The organism is Gudongella sp. DL1XJH-153, from assembly GCF_049310905.1.
In the GTDB taxonomy this organism is placed as follows: domain Bacteria; phylum Bacillota; class Clostridia; order Tissierellales; family Tissierellaceae; genus Gudongella.
In genome coordinates, this window is sequence record NZ_JBMEMN010000003.1 from 39,713 (window position 1) to 59,241 (window position 19,529).

The following is a 19,529-nucleotide window of genomic DNA, read 5'->3' on the forward strand; positions in this document are numbered from 1 at the left end:
ACCTACCTTTATGGTCTTGGAATTGATAAGTCTTCTTTGTAATCATTGAATACAAGTTCATGTTCGCTTTCATCGCACCATTCCTTAGCGATCTTTGCCATACGTACCTTAACTGGTATCAGTCTATCCAATGGCTCATCATCATGCCAAGCATTGTAGATATCCATCTCATTCTTTCCAGGCTCAAACTTGAAGTAGACTGGAGCACATATTCTTGCTATCTCATCTGAATCAACATGTCTTTGAATATTACCCATTGAATCAACAAGACTCATATATACATCCATTGGAATAGTTGTTGCACTCCTTATTGCAGAAAACATTGGAAGCGTAAGATCAGCCAATGGGTTAAAACTATCTGCTCCCATATCTTCAAGCATCTTCCCGGCTACTGCATTGCCATGTCCCGCGAATACAGAAACCTTGAACTTGGTCTCAGCAGGAATCAGGCCCGCTGCTCTCATTTTAACAACCGTATATAGTACACTTTCATCAGTGATCAGGAATCCTCTGATTCCGGCGTTCAGGCAACGATCAAACTCCTTTAGCCACAGACGCATGTTGTCCTGGCCTCTTAATCTCATACCTGAAACATATCCTTCTGGAGTCTTATATTGACTTCCTCCGTCCCATGCTCTTGAAGCCATTGGGTTTACCAGAGCCTCGATTTTTGCATCAGCTGATATCTGAGCATACTCTTTCAATTCAGCCTTGTCTATCAGGGCAGAACCACCCACCAAACCGATTACTCTGTGCACTACAGCCTTTTGTTTGTCAATCTCCTTAACAAGGTTGGCAAAGTTGTTGGCACTTTCGATCCCTGTTATTTCCATTCTGTAATGAGCTCCACCTTCAAAGGTCTTGTCTGAAGTAGGCAGGTCATATTTATCCCTTATAGGAAATTTCATTTCGTTTTGCATATAATCCATCATTTCTTTAAAAGCCATCTTTTTACCTCCGATTAGTTAGTAATTTTCTTGTAATGTTCTTGCTATTGTCTATCTTGGTTGCTTGTTATTCAAATTCCTTAAACAGTTTCTCAAATTCCTCAATTGGGTCTGTAATGTGGTAAACATAATCATCTGATGGGAAAACACCCTCTTTTACATCCTTGACATATACCTTGTAAGCATTTGTTTCAATTTCTGCAATATTTGCATAGACCTTAACAAATTTTGGAGTAAATGCCTGGAATTTTCCAACCATGTCACTGCTTATCAGAAGCTGGCCATCACAGTCTCCTGCTCCGATTGAATATACTGGGATTTCCAGTTTTTCTGCGATGAATTTTGTTAACTCTGGTGGTACTGCTTCCACTAGAAGTGCCATCGCTCCTGCTTCCTGAACTGCAAACGCATCTTCAATTACTCCTCTGGCATTCTTTACATCTCTACCTTGTGCTTTAAATCCACCCAACTGCCCTGAGCTTTGAGGAGTAAGTCCGATATGACCAAATACAGCTATACCTGCATCAGTGATTGCACGGATTCTGGTTTGTACCCTGACTCCACCTTCCAGTTTGATAGCATCCACATCGGCTTCCTTTAGGAATCTTACTGCATTATTGACAGCCTGCTCATCTGAACCCTGGTATGAACCAAAAGGCATATCTCCAATAATAAACGTCTTTGGTGCTCCTCGTCTTACAGCCTGGCAATGCGAAATGCAATCTTCCATTGTAACCGGTACTGTTCCACTGTATCCAAGGGTTACCATTCCCAATGAGTCTCCGACTAAAAGCATGTCCATTTCTGCTGCTTCTGCAAACATGGCTGTTGGATAATCATACGCTGTGATCCAAGCCACCTTTTCACCAGCTTTTTTCATTTTGTACAAATCCAAAATACTTTTCTTCTTTGGCATCCTCAATCTCCTCCTCTTTCTAATTACGATCCATATCTTCCAACGCTCTTTATATTATCCCTTTTTTTGGAACGATGGTCTATAATGCTGATTTCTTTATGTCATGTGCTTTCAGTCTGCATTACAGCTTTCATCATCTTTTTTATTAGTCCTTTTAACTTTGTTGTTTTAGGAACAATTTCAATATATTAGAACGTTGTTCTATTTTTGATACTATAGTAATTTTTTTTTGGTGTCAAGAAATTTTTCAGAAATTTATGAATTGAATTAGTCCATTGATCAATCAATTTCTTATCATGTGTGCATATAGCCTGTATCCGTGGAACACACATGATTATATGAAATTTTCTTCATATACTGCTCCTCTGGGTTGGGACTAAAAAAGGCTGAGGAATGTTTTCCCCAGCCATTTATAGATTCATTCAATTTTATACTATTGGTCATTCAGATAAGTCAAAGCTGTTTTTACATGGATTTCTACTCCAAGTTGCAAAACATCCTCATCGATATCGAACTTTGGATGATGGTGAGGATAATCTGTCTTCTTTTTCTTATCAGCTGATCCAAGGAAAATAAATGTACTAGGAACTCTTTTTGAGAACTCGGCAAAATCTTCTCCAAGCATTACACTTATATCTGATTTCACCACATTTTCCTTGCCTACCACTTCTTCTGTCACACCCTCTACAAATTCTGTCATTTCTTGATCATTATAGAGGAGTTCATTTCCACACTTAAACTCAAGTGAAAATGTGGTTCTGTGAACTTTTGATATTCCTTCAATTATTTCCCCCATCCTTTCCTGTACAGCCTCTGTATCTGGATGCAGACATCTGATCGATCCTTCAATTTCCATTTTTTCCGGTATTATTATTGGGTATGTTCCCGCATTCACCTTGCCAAAACTTATAATGGTAGGCTTAAGTGCATCCACTTCATTAAGAACCATCTCCTGCAGGCCTTTTATCATATCGATTCCTGCAAGAATCGGGCTGATGGTAGTATGTGGTGCTCCGCCATGACCGCCCTTTCCATTGACAAGCAACTTGAAATAGTAGCTTGATGCCATAAGAGGCCCTGCAGCTACTCCAGCCTTTCCTGACTCAAGCAATGACCAAAGATGTATTCCAATAGCGGCATCAACCTTGGGATTTTCAAGGATTCCTTCATTAATCATTATTTCAGCTCCGGCATCTTCCTCATTGGGCTGAAATATAAATTTTACATTTCCCTTGATCTCTTCTTTTCTGCTGGATAATACCTTGGCAGCTATTAGCATCATTGCTAGATGACCGTCATGGCCGCATGCATGCATATTTCCCTCATTATCAGATTCAAAGCTCAAGCCTGTTTCTTCTGTAAGAGGAAGTGCATCCATATCAGTTCTCAATGCAATGGTCTTTCCCGGATGCTTTCCCTTTAGCAAACCTACTACACCGGTTTTGGCAATATTCCTTTCCACTTCCAGACCTAGGTCCTCCAGATAATCAGCAACTATCTTACCTGTTCTGAACTCCTGGAATCCCAGTTCAGGGTGCTGATGAAAGTCTCTTCTCAGGCTGATCAATTCTTCCTTTAGATTCTCAATTTCATTTTTTATGTCCACTAATGAATCACTCCTTGACACATATTGGTAAATCCCTATTTATTACAAATACCCTTAAATATTATGTTTATACAGTAAAGTAAGAATAGCAAAGTTGATAGATGGAAGAAGACAAGGGCAAAAAAGACAGATGAAACGTCCCCTTGTCTGGTCCTCTCCTGATTCTTTCCCCACTAAAAAAGCAGAGGCCTTTGCCTCTGCTCTTAAGCATCCTTATTAATCATATCCTTTACCTTCATAATTCTGGTAATGGTACTTCTTTCATTCTCATCCAGCTTCATACGGATAAATCTTATTGTTTCCTGAAGCTCAGGAATTGTCCTGTACTCCAGTGCATTAACTCTACGTCTTGTCTTCTCAATTTCATCAGCCATCAGCTGACAAGCCTTCTCAACCTCCGCCAGCTCCAAAAGCTCCGGCATTATGGTGTATAGCTTGGAAATTGCATCATCAAGCTCTCCTGATGTCTGTGCGAAGCCGTAGGGGTATATGCTACCCTCATCCCCCTCAAGCTTTCTGATAAAATTCATCACGGGGACATGAACGCTCATGACGTTCCTTTTCTTGATGTCTACGCTGATGCTTTCCTTGGGAAATGCTACGGCCTCCTGAAGAATTTCCGGAGACATGACAGCACTGGCAAGAAGAAATTCAGCAAAGGCATCCTTCAGGTCCTGTTCAACCTGGGTACGAAGCTTCTTGTTCTTTCTAATCAGCTCGATAAACCTTCTCATAAGCTCATCCTGCTTGTCCTTTAAAAGCTTGTGACCTCTTGTGGCAGTTTTAAGACGTGCCTTGAGGCGGGTGAGCTCCATACGAGTAGGATTAACATTCAAAATAGCCATCTACTCATCCCCTTCGTCTTCCAGTGGAAGGTATTTGTCAATAAACTCTTGACGAATTCTCTTAAGCTCCCCTCTTGGAATAATCTTCATAAGTTCCCATCCCAGATTAAGTGTTTCTTCAATGCTTCTATTGTTATCATACCCTTGATTTACATATTGGTTGTCAAATGCTTCTGCAAACTTTGCAAATGCCTTGTCTGCATCAGAAAGTGCCGACTCACCCAGAATTGTGGCAAGTTCCCTTGCTTCTATTCCTGATGTATATGCGGCATATATCTGGTTCATTGTATCCGCATGGTCCTCTCTGGTCTTGTCATCACCGATACCCTTGTCTTTAAGACGTGACAATGAAGGTACAACATTTATTGGTGGTTCGATACCTCTCTTGTAAAGTGCACGGGATAGTATAATCTGACCCTCTGTGATATATCCTGTAAGGTCAGGTATCGGGTGTGTAATATCATCCTCAGGCATTGTAAGAATCGGAATCTGGGTTATTGAACCCTTTCTTCCCCTAATCCTTCCAGCTCTCTCATATATGGTTGAAAGGTCTGTATAGAGATATCCTGGATAACCTCTACGACCAGGTACTTCTTTTCTGGCTGCCGAAGTCTCACGAAGCGCTTCAGCGTAGTTAGTCATATCAGTAAGGATTACAAGTACATGCATGTCCTTTTCATATGCGAGGTACTCAGCGCAGGTAAGCGCCATCCTTGGAGTTGCGATTCTTTCAATTGCAGGGTCATCTGCAAGGTTTACAAATAATACGGCCCTGTCAATTGCCCCTGTTTTTGTAAAGTCCTCAATAAAGAACTGAGCTTCCTCAAATGTTATACCCATAGCAGCAAATACAACGGCGAATTTCTCACCGGACCCAACTACCTGAGCCTGTCTTGCTATCTGCGCGGCAACCTCTCCATGTGGTAGTCCTGAACCGGAGAATATTGGCAATTTTTGTCCCCTTACCAGGGTATTAAGTCCGTCTATGCATGAAATTCCCGTCTGAATAAACTCCTCTGGATAGTCCCTTGCTACCGGGTTTATTGGAACTCCGTTTACATCTACTTTTTTCTCAGGAATAATCTTTGGTCCATCATCCTTGGGTCTTCCAAGACCATCGAATATACGTCCAATCATATCCTCGCTAACTCCGAGTTCAAGAGGTTTTCCTAGAAACTTTACCCTTGTTTTACCAAGGTTGATTCCGGAGGATCCCTCAAACAGCTGAATCATAGCCTTGTCGCCATTAACTTCAAGTACTCTACCACGTCTTTTTTCACCTGTTCCAAGCTCAATATCAACAAGCTCCTCGTACTTGACACCTTCTACTCCATCAACTACCATCAAGGGCCCAACTACTTCTCTTACGGTATTGTATTCTTTACGCATCCAGGATACCTCCTTCCTCTATAAGTTTATTTATTTCCTCATTTAGTTCAACACTTATCTCGTCTATCTTTTGCAGTTCTTCTTCATCAATATACTTGCTTCTTGCAATTTTTTCCCTTACCGGCATATGCTCTATGTCTTTAAGGTATACTCCTTTTTCAAGTGCTTTCATTCCAAGGTCATAGAATTCAAGAATAAGTTTAAGCATCTTGTTCTGCTTCTCCAATGAACAGAATGTGTCGATATCATGGAAAGCATTTTGCTGAAGGTAATCCTCTCTCATGGACTTTGTAGCTTCTAGCTTCAACTGGTCCTCATCTGAAAGTGAATCCCTTCCTACAAGCCTTACAATCTCCTGTAATGATGATTCCTCCTGAAGGAGGTTCATGGATTTTGCCCTGTTTTTTGCAAACTCAGGGTCAATATTTGCTGCCATCCACTGGTCCATCTTTGTCTGATATAGTGTATAGGAGTTTAGCCAGTTGATTGCCGGGAAGTGTCTCTTGTATGAAAGTGCATGATCCAGTCCCCAGAATACCTTTACAATTCTCAGTGTAGCCTGTGATACCGGCTCTGAGATATCTCCTCCTGGAGGTGATACTGCTCCGATTACTGTAATTGCTCCCTCTCTCTCATCTGATCCGTCACAGATAACCTTTCCTGATCTCTCGTAGAATGCTGCAGCTCTTGATGCAAGATAAGCTGGGTAACCTTCGTCACCAGGCATCTCTTCAAGACGACCGGACATCTCTCTTAAGGCTTCTGCCCATCTTGATGTGGAGTCTGCCATTATGGCAACTGAATAGCCCATATCCCTGAAATACTCTGCAATTGTTATTCCAGTATAAATTGAAGCCTCTCTGGCGGCAACAGGCATATTTGATGTGTTGGCGATAAGAACCGTCCTCTTCATCAGTGATTCTCCGGTTTTCGGGTCGATTATCTCCGGGAATTCCATCAGTACGTCCGTCATCTCGTTACCACGCTCTCCACAACCTACATAGACAACTATCTCCGTGTCAGCCCACTTGGCAAGCTGATGCTGTACAACTGTCTTTCCTGAACCGAATGGTCCCGGAATTGCTGCGGTTCCTCCCTTTGCAACAGGGAAAAACGTATCGATTACCCTTTGCCCTGTCAACAAGGGAACATCAGGATTCAACTTCTTTGTAAAGGGTCTTCCTTTTCTTACGGCCCATTTCTGCATCATCTGAAGCTTCTTTTCTCCATCAAGTACACATATGTCCTCCACAACATTGAAGGATCCTTCTTTTATCTCTGTTACCTCGCCGGAAATTCCAGGTGGCACCATTACCTTGTGAAGAATCAGAGTTGTCTCCTGTACAGTACCAATGACATCTCCAGAAACGACCTTATCTCCAACTTTGACAGTGGGTGTAAAGTCCCACTTCTTTTCCCTGTCCAGATTGTCGACCTTTGTACCTCTGGTCATAAAGTCACCTGACACTTCCCTGAACTTGTTAAGTGGTCTCTGTATTCCGTCAAACATGGCTTCTATCATTCCAGGTCCAAGTTCAACCGATAGAGGTTCACCAGTGGTATACACAGGGTCTCCAGGACCAATTCCCGTAGTCTCCTCATATACCTGTATTGATGCTCTATCATCTCTCATTTCTATTATCTCACCGACAAGCTTGAAGTCGGAAACTTGTACTACGTCATATACATTCGCTTCATCCATCCCCTCAGCAACTACCAAGGGTCCAGATACTTTCACTATTTTCCCTACTTTCAAGATAAGCCCTCTCTTTCTATAAAATATTTGATCCTACGGCCTTTTCAACATTCTCGTTTATCCTGTCCATCCCTATATTAAGTGTTCCCTGATTGCTAGGGATAAGAATAACCGCAGGGATTATCTCTTTGTCATATCTATCAACAGTATCTGGTATCAAACTGGCAATCTGCTCTGTGATAAAGATAACTCCATAATTGTTTCTTGCCATGGTATCCACTGTTTTTCTAGCTTCATCTGCCTCTTTTACTGTAAATACCTCTACTCCCAAGGCTTTAAATGCCAGTACGGAATCCTTGTCTCCAATTACTCCCACTTTAAACATATAGATCACGCAACCTTTCTCTTATGGCCTCTGGTGAAAGATTGTTCATTTTAGAAACCATTATTATTCTCAGTATCTTCATTTCCATTTCCTTTGCAACCAGATATGAGAACAGGGGTTCAGGCCCAAATGTTACAGATTTTGAATCCTTGTTAAGACTTATCATGTAGTTGTCCATGTACTTCTCAAATATGGACAATCTTCCTGTTTCCTGATATGCCTCAAGACCCTTTAAGAGTTGCTTGCTTATTCTTGCATTTCTAAACTTGTTCATCATGACATCAATTGAGTCATTCATGGTAAGGAGAATGTCATCTCTTTCAATGTTTCCGTTGAAGAGGATCACTTCTCTGAAGAATCTAAGATCCTTCCCTTGTTTCTTAAGTCTAATTGCTGCTGATACGTTTAGAAAATCAATCAGATCCTTCACATAAGCCTTAAACAGATCTATTTCTGTCCCTTTGGCTATCTTGTATAAATGCTTGAAATAATGTCTGTCCGCGAGGATATCTATTCTTTGAGGGTCTTTTTGCTCTTCATAATCCTTTATGATTTCTGCAATTGCTTCCTTAAACTCCAGTTGAATGTCCCTCATCTGTTCTGCTTTAAACATTGCCTTCAGTTTATTGAAATCAATCGTTCCAATTGGAATATACAAATCCGACAGGTCCTTCTCCATAACATGTTCTTTAAGCATTACCTTAAGATTGTGATAATCGTACTTTAATGCCATCAAATCCACAACTTCATCCTGAGGTGATATTTCTCTCATCAAGTCGTATGACTTTTTGAGTTCGTTGGCTAATATCTGCTCATAATCTTCACCTTTTTCCACAGCTGATACTGCGCTTGCATATTCTGTATCTCCAAGGGCTCTCAGTACCTCTTCCAAATCCTTTGCATCTACCATCTTGTCGATGGTTGGCTGATCAAGGAGCTTTTTTTCAAGGACTCTGGTACGTGTTACCCCCTGGGTAAATTCCATTCTATCCATGAACTCACTCCTATTCTTCAAAGAGTTTCTGTACTATCTCCCCTTCGAGATCCTCCCTGATTTCGTCAACCAGGGCATCAAATGTGTAATTATATATTATATCTCCATCTTTAAGTATAAATCCTGAATCAACGGACTCATCCTCGACAAGTGCCACCTCGTCCGAAAGCTCTTTTAACTGCTGGACTTTTTCCTTTTTCACAAGTACTGAAGGCTTGCCTTCTATATCTATATCCTTTATGGAAGACTCCACAAATCTCAGATATTCCTTCTGGTCCAGATCTGAAAGTTTATCCTTTGCCATCTTGAATACTGTATCCATAACTTCCTGCTTGGCGGATAGCTTTTCATCGCGGACCTTAAGTTCGGCACTTGATATTACTCTATCCTTGAGCATTTCAGCTTCTGCTGCTGCCTTCTCGAGAATTTTTTCCTTTCTCTCATTCGCTTCCTTTACCCTTTGATTAATGAGACTATCGTTTCTTTTCTCAGCGCCTTTAACTATCTCACTGGCCTTGTTCTTTGCATCCTCAAGAATCTTTTGGGTAAGGTTATCTAAATTTGACATAGCTTCACATCCTTACTTTTTCTAGAAACTTACGGCGTTTACAAGAATTAGTGAGATTACAAATGCCAGCAGGGCATATGTCTCAACCATAACCGAGTAGATAATACCCTTGGTTGAATGCTCTTCGTTCTTTGCAAGGATTGATATACCTGAAGCTGCAACTTTTCCCTGAGCAATGGCTGACTGCCATCCAACAAATCCGATTGGCATACAAGCCGCCATAAGGTACATACCATGAGCAAGGCTCATTCCTGCATCAAGCTGTCCAAGGACCAAAAGTCCTATTACAAATCCGTACAGTCCCTGTGTACCTGGAAGCAACTGTAATACCAGTGAACGACCAAACTTGTCAGGTTCCTCAATTATTAGACCACTTGCTGCCTGTCCTACAATTCCGATTCCAATCGCAGATCCTATACCTGAAAGGAATACTGCCAGTGCTATACCTAATCCTCCGAAAAATACCCCACCATTTGAAACAATAAATTCAGTAAACATCATTTACATTTCCTCCTAATCTATTTTAGATTTATATATTTTGGTTTGCTTCTAAATCCGTTAAATCTCTTTCCTCCACCTTCGTAGAACTTCCCAAAGAATTCAACGAATATCAGTCTAATGGCATGAACATATGCTCCAAGCAGTGTAAGTCCAAGATTAAATGTCTGCCCGAAGATGAAGATAATAATGGCTCCGATAAATCCAAGCACTCCACTTCCAGCAACCATACCTGCCATCATATTGACCGCACCGGCTATAAATCCTCCGGCCAGTCCCAAGGCCATCAGCCTTGAATATGATACAAAGTCACCTACATAACCTGACATTCCATACAAGGAGTAGATTCCTCCTCCTATCTTCCCAACCATACCTTCTGCATCTCTTCCTCCTGTAAGTACAATTCCAACCATTCCCACTATCATAACTACCAGACTGATGGTCTTCACCAGTTCAGGAAGGGTCACTACAATATTCAGAAGGTAAACAATTGCTCCTGTCAGTGCCAGATACCAAAGTCCTACATCAAACAGGGCATCCTTGACTTTTCCATTGTGTATCAGAACGTATGCTTTTATGGCTAATGCAAAGTATATGTGGATCAGTCCAAATATTATGGATAGTATAAGAAGAGTATTGTAATCTTCAGCAGGCTCAAATAAGCCGGGAAGAGGTATTATTCCTCCGAATAGGGAACCGTATAGGAATCCCCACACTATTACTGAAAAGCTCAAGTAATAAAAAAACTTAACGAAAAGTTTTGTGTTTTCTTTCAAGTTAAACTTTTTAAGAACAAATAATGTTCCAATGAGCATTATCAGACCATAACCTACATCCGCTGCCATCATTCCAAAGAAAGCAAGATAAAACGGTGCCAATAATGGAGTAGGGTCAACTTCACTGTACTTGGGCATTGAATACATCCCTGTTAAGGATTCAAATGCCTTTGCAAAATTTGAATTCTTAAGCAGAATTGGGGTATCATCGCTTTCCCTTTCCGCTTCCTTCATTTCAATATAATAGATATTTTGGAGTCTGTCCCTGATATTGTTTTCAAACTCTTCCGCCTTGTCTGAAGGTATGTAGCCTTTTATGACATCGACGTTTTCTGTAGAAAGAAAGTTCTCAGCGGCAGCTGTTCTGAGCTTCTTATTGCTCAGATAGTCGTATACCAGCTCCAGTCTGGGTATTTCGGGAGTCATCTCCTTGATACTCTTTTCAACATCTCCCATCTGGGAATTCAATTCCTCAATTCTCTTATTGGTCTTTTCCATTTCCTGGGCAGGTTTGTCTTCTCCCTGGATTATTACCTTGGAAAAGCTTGTGTTTCTGAGACTATCTAATGCCTTCTCAACTTCTTCACCATAGGACATGGCTACAACATAAAGATTGTCCTTGTCCTCCTCCACGACTTCGTAGTAAGTCCTTTCGAAGCCTGTCATTTCCTCAGAAAGTCTTTCTTTGAGTTTTTTGGGTACAGTCCCTGTAAAAATCTCAGCCTTACTGATTCCATTGATTTCAGAAACGGATACATCAAGAGATTTCCATGGTTTGAGCTCTGATAATCTTGCCCTCGCCTTTTCCTTCTCCTGCTTGAGTGATTCCATTCTCTTCCAAAGGCTCTCAACCTCGTCCAGTGTCTCCTTGTACTCAATGGACAGTGCCTGTTCCTCAAGATCCTCGAAAGTGAATGTTTTCACACCTTCCTGCATGGCCTTGATACCTTTCGGTTTTACGTGGAACTTTGATAAAATGCTTATTGCATATGAAACATTGTTTATGTCATCATCAATTTCCATTAGACTTTCCGGTACCCTGACATTTTTTAATCCCAATTCTGAAAGTGTTCCATCTACGCCCAGATTTGTAAAATGGACGTATTCAAACTTCTGAAGCTCATGGAGAAGATCTTCCTTGGATGAATCGAAGGCAAATAAGCTGAACTCATTCATCTTAACTATTGCCATTATTGTTCACGATCCTCTCAATAATTATATTGCTTACTCTTTCCAGTTTCTCAGCTTCCATTTCCTTTAACGCTTCCGCCTCTGCCCTACCCTTCTCAAGGATAGGTTTTGCTATGGCTTCCCCTTCACTTACTGCAGTCTTCTTAATACTGTCAGCTTCTGATTTGGCCTCATCAAGTATCATCTTGAACTGCTCATCTGCCTTCTGGGATGATTCTTTAGTGGATTTTTTTACTCTGTTGCCAGCTTCCTCTAAAATTTCCCTGGCTTGCTCTTCTGCTTTTTTTACGGCCAGTATAGCATCTGTTGCCATCGCTTCACCCCCTAAAATGTATATATTGAAAAATTATCTAATACCACGACTATACTAACTAATTCTATAATAATTATTCTGATAAATCAATAATTTGCTAATAAATTATCAATCAATTATCATTTTTCCTGCACCTAAAAATCGTCATCCTTGCCTTTAAACGCCTCAATTTCATCGTTTAGCTCGATAATTCCTCCAGAAATTATTTTTGCATAACTGACGGATTTCACTAGAGTGCAAGGCTTATTTTTGATAATGTTCTGGCACTCAGGGAAGCACTTTTTCCTAGTGCTGCTTATTTGAATTAAAACATCCCCGATTTTATACATATCTCCTTTAGACAAGTCGGAATTACCAACATAGGAAATATTCTCAGTAAATCTGGGAATGCACAATCCATTGATTTTCCCTTCCTCAATTTCTTCTCTGATATGAAGAGGAAGGAGAGAAAGCTGTTTTTCGCCACCTTTTGCATTCTTGTCCCCTTCTATTCCCATGCCTTTGATGCAAACTGCCTTTTGTAAGCTTTTAGTTTCCTTGTCAACAGTTCTTATGTTGAGTCTCTTTACCTTCATTATCACACCTCTTTATTCATTCTGACAAAAGCAAGAGACCAACATAGTTGATCTCTCAATTATCTTTTCCCCGGCATTTTTCTCTTTATAAATCTTTTTTTCTCCGGACTGTCCTTATCTGTAATCTTTTGATGAACTTCCTTAAGGTCTTCCACCTTTTCCTTTATTCTTTTCCCATCCTTTGAAATCTCTTCAACTGTCTTTTTGCTTTTTTCCAAGTCAAACTTTCTCTTTGTAATCGAAAAGTCCCCAGATTTGAAATCACTTATTATCTCTCCAGGTTTTTTTATCTTCTTTTTTGTAAAATTATCCATTATAATCACCTCTATTTATATCTACCCTGAGAGGGTAAATGTGAATCTGAATAATTCCTTCGTATATATATTGAAGGACAGCTTTTTAGGTATCCTCTCAAAAGCTGTCCAAATCTTATCTGTAACTATGAATGCTTGGCAATATGTTATTTACTCCCACAAATGTGAAGATTACACTGATAAACCCAATTACAGCAAACCAGGCAGCGGGTTTTCCTTTCCAGCCTCTATTGAATCTAAGATGAATATATACTGAATATATGAGCCAGGTTATCAGAGACCATGTTTCCTTCGGGTCCCAGCCCCAATACCTTGACCATGCATACTTGGCCCAAATCGCCCCTGTAACTATGACAAGAGTCAGCATCAGATATCCAAATGCAATAACCCTGTAGCTTAAGTAGTCACATACCTCCGACTTTAGAAGTACTGTGTCACCATCTCCTGAAGCCTTTTGCCTCTCTCCTATCAGATACATTGCAGCAAGCCCCGCAGCTACTGCGAATGAACCATAGCTTATTACAGCAGTTCCTACATGCAAGTACAGCCACCCACTTTGAAGTGCGGGCATAAGTGGTTTTACAGTCTTTGGAAGCATAGATGCATACCCCATTACAAGGAATGCTATTGGCATTACAAATGCTCCTATTCCAGTGAACTTATATGCATAGTGAAGCACAATATAGCACAGGACAATACCCCACGCAAAACTAGTTGCAAACTCAAATTGATTTGTAAATGGCAATCTCCCTGAATGGATAACTCTGAGAATCATGGCAAGAGTATGTACTCCAAAGCCTCCGATTGCAAGTCCAATGGCAATTCTTCCAATTTTTTCTTTCTTCAAGGCTACAAAGACAAAAAACAGAACAGCTGATAGGGTGTATGCAATAAATGCAAGAGTAAACAGTATTTCTTCGAAATATACCAAATTCATTGTTATTCCTCCTTCTCAGCTGATTTTTCAATCATCTGTCTTACCTGAAAATTGAATCCCCAGGTGTTTTGTCTAGTTATGGTTTTAATGCTTCCTTCCTCAACCAGAATATGCTTGGGATAATAGTAGAAGGATAATATTAGTCCCAGAGTCATCAATAGGCTTCCAATCATAACAAAATTATACCCAAAATCCTTCCGGTATGTAATTCCAGTATATAGTTCTGATTCCATAAATGCCAACTTATATTCCTTGTACTGAAACTCTTGTCCAGGTCCAAGCACTTCAGATGCTACATGATTTCCAAATTCATATAGAATAACGGCATAGTGTGGGTTCAATTCCTGCTCTGTCATTGTAATTGGCTCTCCCTGGGATGTTATGGTCATATTGGGAAAATATCCATACAGGTATACTGTGAGGTGTCCTGGTTGATAAAAGAATGATTCCCCATTTCTAAGCAAGCCAGCTTGCATGTTTTCTCCTGTAATATCTGATATTTCAAGATTGCTAGCCCAACCGTAGCTGGTCTGATAAAAATTAACCTTGTCCACTTTCAAAGGATTGTTTACCCAAATCGTATCGCTTGTGTTATCTACTCCAGGCTTAAGAATTGTTAAGTCACTGTAATACTGATCAACTGAACCATTTTCGCGATATTCCAGTCTGAAATCATCCAGTTTTAGCGAAAAACCGTATTCAGGGAAGCTCTTGATATCTCCTGGGAGCATATTGAAAAAGCCTTCCTGGGCATAGATGTTCCCAATAAAGCTTCCCAATATAATGATTATTATACCTAAATGTGTTACAGACGAACCAAGGTTTCCGATTCTATGTCTTGTTGCCTTGAAGCCATTTTCATCCTGAATGATACTATATCTTTTCTTTTTCAGAATTCCCCTGAATTTCTCAAGATCAACATTATCCATATGTAAATTCTCAGCATCTGATTTTGGCTCGGGAAAGTAACCCCCCTTAATTTTTTTCAACTGTCCCGGTAGTATTTTTAGTGTACATCCTGACAGATTGACTATAAATAAAAAAAGCAATATCCTAAATATCCAGGAGCTATAAACCTGGTCAAATTGAAGTGTTGTTATGGCACTTCCAATTGAAGGATAGTTTTCTATGTAGAATTCCCTTTGCAACCCTTGAGGTAGAACGGTTCCAATTATTGAGTAAGCTGCTATCAAGACAAATAATGCAATTGCCAGTCCTAGACTGGTCAATCGTCGGATGAATTTATCTATTGTCATCTACCTCCCCTGATATTGATTTTTTTAAAAGGGGAGCAAGCTCCCCTTTTTGATTGTTTATATTATTGATCCAATGATGGTGGCAATTCCGGTATAAGCCTGAAGTTTGCTTCGCTATCTGTCTCTCTGAAGTCATCTTCACTCAACCAGATTCTTGTGTTTTCATGACATGATTCACAACTTTCATTCTGGAATGTACTCGCCTGTACATTGTGAGTAGGTGAATATTTCCAGTTGGTAATTTCATTGAAGTTAGGCATCATGTTTTCACCAACCGCATCAAGCATTGATTCTTGTCCAGGAACATGCCTTAATGCCACATATTTGTATGGCCTTTCCTCTGTTGGATTCGGATTCAGACCAACCCTGAACATTATCTTGCTCTCTGATGAACTTTGAAGTCCGCTTCCATCCTCTTTTGGATCCAAATGGCACTCAAAGCAGTTGTTGTTTGCCTGAGCATGGCATACCTGACAGGAAAGCGAATCTCCGTGAACCTTGTGGTTTACGTCTGTAGCTACCTCGGGATCCTTGTCCTCATGACAATCTGTACATGCAGGTAGATTTTCCTCCCACATATTACTGGTTGCCTCACCTGTTCCATGGAAGTTGTCAACCGGATGACAATCCATACATGTCATACCAGCCTCAAAGTGGACATCTCCTCCAAAACCTACCATCCCCATATATTCACCTGCATTTCTTGCATTGTGGCAAGCGTAGCAGTTTTCCTCCATTGAAGGGGTTCCCAGGAATGTGTGCTGGTCAACTAGACCATTCGAAAAATTCTTTGCCCTGCTTACATGGCAATCTCCACAGGTTGCGTGACACTTAAAGCAATCCTGGTCAAATACCTCCTCGTGGTGAGGTGATTCAGACAGGGACATTACATCGGCAAATGCCGCCAAACCATTTTCCATTCCATGTAGGTTGTAGTGAATGGACGTTGCATAAATATCTGTTACATCTCCATGACAAGCTCCGCAGTTTGAATCAAAATCCCTGGATGGATAAGGCTCCATCCCTTCGTGGGCAACTGCCTTGTCAGCTTCATTTTCTCCACCGTGGCACGTTATACAGCCAAGGCTTCCGTGCGTTGATTCAACAAATTCCTGTGACACAAGAAACATTTCCACAGCTTCCAGCTGTGGACCAGGGGCGCCTCAGCCTCCTGTATCTTCTGCAACAGGTTGGTTTTCCACCCATGTGGATGCGGCAATTACAGCCTCACTTGTATGGCATGCCACACAGCTTGCACTATCTATGGATGGATATTCATATGGCTTATCCTCACCTTCACCGACAGGAGTAGGCTCAACCTCTGGTAGTCCGGGTAATATACCAAGTTGATAAATTCCAATTGCAGCAATTGCCAACACAGCAACAACTAGAAGACTTGAAAGCCAGCTATTGAATATTTTGGGTTTTGACATAAATCTCACCCCCTGTTAAATGGACCTTTATTGTCCAATTGATACTTATCCTATTCTGTTACCTTGGGAAGCTCTGCTCCATCCCATCCTGTCATGCCTCTGCTTAGACTGATTGCATTGTATCCCATCATTCTCATTGCTCCAATTGTTATTCCAGCTGTCTGACCTGTGTAGCATGTTACATATGCAGGTCTGTTCATAGGAATCTGGTCAATATTAGCTCCAACTTCCTTGAATGGAATGTGAATAGCTCCTTGAATATGTCCTTCTTCATAAGCATCAGCCTGTCTTATATCAACAACAGTTATTGCATCTGGATTCTCTTCAACGATTGCTAGAAGGTCAGCTGGTGCAATTACATAGTTGTCTGATGAGAAATAATCCACAGCTGCATCCCAAATGATCTGCCCTCTCTCGTCAAGCTCTGGTGCTGTTGCTTCAGGCAATTCATTGGCTTCCATCTCAAGAGTGTCCTCACCTAACTCAAGAGGTGCCCACCCAAAGTTCATTCCGCCTCTGAATGAAACGGCATTGAATCCAAGCATTTGTGCAAGTGCTGTTACCTGAGCTGAAGTCTGTCCTGAATAGCATTGGAAAATGATCTGTCTGTTTGTTGGAAGAACATCCCAGTGATCTCCTTGCTCGCCATAAGGAATATTTACAGCTCCTGCTATGTGTCCTGCTGCGTAGTCATCAGGCGATCTCATATCCACCCAAAATACAGCTCCCGGATTTTCTTCAAATAATGCCAATGCTTCATCTGCTGGCATGATGAAGTTATTGTCAGGAATATTGTTAAGTAACTCAAGCGATGCCTCTTTCAATACCTCTTCCGGATCCAATGCTGGTTCTTCAGCTGGCTCCTCGGCAGGCTCTTCAGCTGGTTCTTCAGCTGGCTCTTCAGCTGGCTCTTCAACTGGTGCTGGTTCTTCTGCCGGTTCTGCAGGTGCACAAGCCGTAAGTACTGAAAGTGACATCAACAGTACCAACAGCATGCTTAAAAATTTTGTCTTATTTCTCATACAAACTCCCCCTTATTTTTTTTGTTAATAAATTAACTATTTTGGGTAAAATTATTAACATATTCCCATTACTTAAATTATAGCATGTTAGGGTGATATGTCAATAATCATCTGTAATTGTTACATTTTTACAATACTTTCAACCCATCTGTCATCAGATCATTATAATCCTTCAGTCCAGTGACTCGTTTTGCCTCAAATGTCAGAGGAACAACATCCTCACGTGTTATGCTTTCAAGGTCAAACTTTCTATTCAGTGCCATCAGTTGCTGCACTCCAGCTTTGACTCTTTCAAGATAGGAATAAAGTCCTATAGCCCCTGTAGAGAAAGTATCTGCATCTTCATAATATTGTCTTAAATCTTTAAGTCCTTCAAACAGCTCTTCCTTTGTTTCTCCAAATCTTTGAAAATCCTTTGGAACCTTGCCTTCATCCAGAAGATCTCCCACCGTCTTTCCTACCATAGCTGCTGCCATTGCAGCCCTTCCAATGCCTATTATGTTTATATATGGAGCTCCCAGAGCAAGTGCCTTAAACACCTGATCTTCCATTGCGATTCCACCGGTGATGGCTACTTGTGGCAGCCTGTAGCCTTTGCTTTCCATTTCCTTAAGGGTAGAATACAGAATGCTCTCAAGGACGATGGTTGGAATTCCCCATTCATTCATCATTTTTACAGGGCTGTTTCCAGAGCCTCCTCCAGCTCCGTCAAAGGTAACAAGGTCAACACCTGCTTTTGATGCTATAACAAGTATTTTAGCAAGATCAGCCGGATTAAATGGTCCTGTTTTAAAGAAGACTCTTTTTGCTCCAATACCTTTCAGTTCCTTAACCCTGTTTACAAGATGCTCCTCATCCCAAATTGGAAGCTTGCCCACCTTTTCAAATTTTGGTCCAATTCCAACCTTGTATTTTTCTGAAACCTCTTCATCCTCAGGATCTGGATGAACAATGTAACCTCTTCTTTTAAGCTTCAATGCTTCCTCAAGTGTATTGATTATTCCCAGTCCCTGGATCCCTTTGGCTGCCTGTGCAAACTTCAGTTCTACAGAAGTGGCGCCTTGTTCTTTTATTGCATAATCCAGAACTCCTAGATGTTCATCATCGAAGTTTCCCTGAAGGACTATATCACCATAACCCCTGTTATATCTTCTGAATGAATCCAACATCTCTCCTATAAGCGGAGCATTTTTTACCTTTCCATCCTGCAGAACCAGCTCCGGATCCTTCATTACCACATCTTCACCTATGACGACAAGAACTCCTGCCATAGCTGCACCCGCATAATAATCTCTCCAGTTCAGCTTTGCCATTGCAGGAAGGATTATGGGCATCTTAAGTTTCACTGGATTATCAGTTCCCACCGATGCTTCCATGTTGGCATTGGGATATGTAGCCTTATAAGGATCCTCTTCGCATCCCCAGGCACCAAAGACCCTTCCGTTGATGTTAAGATGTGAGTAATCAACCGGATAGTCCTTTTCTGATGCAAACTGATTTCTATCGGTTTGATAAGGATATGTCGCTTCTCTTCCTCTTAGTGCAGAAAGGCCGATTTCACACATCCCTGTACAATTTGCAGTACAAACTGAACACATTCCCGAAAATGGCGATAAATTATCAGGTGTTCTCATTCTGGTATTGGTTATTGAACTTCCTAAGCTTGGGCTATAAGTCATTCTTCTTCCCTCCTCTAATTTGCTAAACAACGTCTATACCTTAATATTACGCCCATTTATAACATATGTCAATTTTAAAATGGTAGAGGACTGTGATATAATATATCTCATCCAAGGAGGTATGCATATGAGAAAAATAACAGTTTTTGGAAGTCCCCTTTGACCAGAATGCGATCCACTGAGAGAGTT

The 19,529-nt window shown here is 40.9% G+C and carries 20 protein-coding genes; all 20 read right to left on the reverse strand.

What is annotated here, in order from left to right:
• Positions 1-8 precede the first annotated feature (8 nt).
• The 20 genes from ACOEN1_RS02620 to ACOEN1_RS02715 all read right to left on the reverse strand — a co-directional run bounded on the left by ACOEN1_RS02620 (position 9) and on the right by ACOEN1_RS02715 (position 19,340).
• Positions 9-947 (reverse strand): hypothetical protein, encoded by a 939-nt coding sequence (locus ACOEN1_RS02620; protein ID WP_422484862.1) that lies wholly within the window; start codon positions 945-947, stop codon positions 9-11.
• 67 nt (positions 948-1,014) lie between these two features.
• Positions 1,015-1,863 (reverse strand): 3-methyl-2-oxobutanoate hydroxymethyltransferase, encoded by an 849-nt coding sequence (gene panB / locus ACOEN1_RS02625; protein ID WP_422484863.1) that lies wholly within the window; start codon positions 1,861-1,863, stop codon positions 1,015-1,017.
• A 433-nt stretch (positions 1,864-2,296) separates the two neighbouring features.
• The gene (locus ACOEN1_RS02630; protein ID WP_422484864.1) at positions 2,297-3,469 is read right to left on the reverse strand and encodes a M20 metallopeptidase family protein; all 1,173 of its coding nucleotides are present in this window, start codon (positions 3,467-3,469) and stop codon (positions 2,297-2,299) included.
• A 203-nt stretch (positions 3,470-3,672) separates the two neighbouring features.
• Positions 3,673-4,314, reverse strand: coding sequence for a V-type ATP synthase subunit D (locus ACOEN1_RS02635; protein WP_422484865.1), 642 nt, complete (start codon positions 4,312-4,314; stop codon positions 3,673-3,675).
• Complete coding sequence (locus ACOEN1_RS02640; protein ID WP_422484866.1) at positions 4,315-5,703, reverse strand: V-type ATP synthase subunit B; 1,389 nt, start codon at positions 5,701-5,703, stop codon at positions 4,315-4,317. It abuts the gene before it with no gap.
• Positions 5,696-7,459: a V-type ATP synthase subunit A gene (locus tag ACOEN1_RS02645; RefSeq protein ID WP_422484867.1), complete on the reverse strand. Its 1,764-nt coding sequence runs from the start codon at positions 7,457-7,459 to the stop codon at positions 5,696-5,698. The genes ACOEN1_RS02640 and ACOEN1_RS02645 overlap by 8 nt, the downstream gene beginning before the upstream one ends.
• A gap of 16 nt (positions 7,460-7,475) precedes the next feature.
• Complete coding sequence (locus tag ACOEN1_RS02650; protein WP_422484868.1) at positions 7,476-7,784, reverse strand: V-type ATP synthase subunit F; 309 nt, start codon at positions 7,782-7,784, stop codon at positions 7,476-7,478.
• Positions 7,777-8,778 carry a V-type ATP synthase subunit C gene (locus tag ACOEN1_RS02655; protein WP_422484869.1) on the reverse strand — a complete coding sequence of 334 codons (1,002 nt, stop codon included), beginning with the start codon at positions 8,776-8,778 and terminating at the stop codon, positions 7,777-7,779. The genes ACOEN1_RS02650 and ACOEN1_RS02655 overlap by 8 nt, the downstream gene beginning before the upstream one ends.
• Positions 8,779-8,788: 10 nt before the next feature.
• Positions 8,789-9,346: a V-type ATP synthase subunit E gene (locus ACOEN1_RS02660; protein WP_422484870.1), complete on the reverse strand. Its 558-nt coding sequence runs from the start codon at positions 9,344-9,346 to the stop codon at positions 8,789-8,791.
• 21 nt (positions 9,347-9,367) lie between these two features.
• Positions 9,368-9,844, reverse strand: a complete 477-nt coding sequence (locus tag ACOEN1_RS02665) for a V-type ATP synthase subunit K (RefSeq protein WP_422484947.1) — start codon at positions 9,842-9,844, stop codon at positions 9,368-9,370.
• Between the two features lie 20 nt (positions 9,845-9,864).
• Positions 9,865-11,811: a V-type ATP synthase subunit I gene (locus tag ACOEN1_RS02670; RefSeq protein WP_422484871.1), complete on the reverse strand. Its 1,947-nt coding sequence runs from the start codon at positions 11,809-11,811 to the stop codon at positions 9,865-9,867.
• Positions 11,798-12,124 carry a hypothetical protein gene (locus ACOEN1_RS02675; RefSeq protein WP_422484872.1) on the reverse strand — a complete coding sequence of 109 codons (327 nt, stop codon included), beginning with the start codon at positions 12,122-12,124 and terminating at the stop codon, positions 11,798-11,800. The genes ACOEN1_RS02670 and ACOEN1_RS02675 overlap by 14 nt, the downstream gene beginning before the upstream one ends.
• 134 nt (positions 12,125-12,258) lie before the next feature.
• Positions 12,259-12,699, reverse strand: coding sequence for an MOSC domain-containing protein (locus tag ACOEN1_RS02680; protein WP_422484873.1), 441 nt, complete (start codon positions 12,697-12,699; stop codon positions 12,259-12,261).
• Between the two features lie 59 nt (positions 12,700-12,758).
• Positions 12,759-13,013, reverse strand: coding sequence for a hypothetical protein (locus tag ACOEN1_RS02685; RefSeq protein WP_422484874.1), 255 nt, complete (start codon positions 13,011-13,013; stop codon positions 12,759-12,761).
• A gap of 115 nt (positions 13,014-13,128) precedes the next feature.
• A complete protein-coding gene (ccsB, locus tag ACOEN1_RS02690; RefSeq protein ID WP_422484875.1) occupies positions 13,129-13,950 on the reverse strand; it encodes a c-type cytochrome biogenesis protein CcsB in 822 nt (273 codons plus the stop codon).
• A gap of 2 nt (positions 13,951-13,952) precedes the next feature.
• Positions 13,953-15,206, reverse strand: coding sequence for a cytochrome c biogenesis protein ResB (locus ACOEN1_RS02695; RefSeq protein ID WP_422484876.1), 1,254 nt, complete (start codon positions 15,204-15,206; stop codon positions 13,953-13,955).
• Between the two features lie 62 nt (positions 15,207-15,268).
• Positions 15,269-16,342 carry a multiheme c-type cytochrome gene (locus tag ACOEN1_RS02700; RefSeq protein ID WP_422484877.1) on the reverse strand — a complete coding sequence of 358 codons (1,074 nt, stop codon included), beginning with the start codon at positions 16,340-16,342 and terminating at the stop codon, positions 15,269-15,271.
• A gap of 27 nt (positions 16,343-16,369) precedes the next feature.
• Positions 16,370-16,639 carry a hypothetical protein gene (locus ACOEN1_RS02705; protein WP_422484878.1) on the reverse strand — a complete coding sequence of 90 codons (270 nt, stop codon included), beginning with the start codon at positions 16,637-16,639 and terminating at the stop codon, positions 16,370-16,372.
• Between the two features lie 50 nt (positions 16,640-16,689).
• Positions 16,690-17,661, reverse strand: coding sequence for a rhodanese-like domain-containing protein (locus ACOEN1_RS02710; protein ID WP_422484879.1), 972 nt, complete (start codon positions 17,659-17,661; stop codon positions 16,690-16,692).
• 128 nt (positions 17,662-17,789) lie between these two features.
• Positions 17,790-19,340, reverse strand: a complete 1,551-nt coding sequence (locus ACOEN1_RS02715) for a glutamate synthase-related protein (protein ID WP_422484880.1) — start codon at positions 19,338-19,340, stop codon at positions 17,790-17,792.
• Positions 19,341-19,529: the final 189 nt, after the last annotated feature.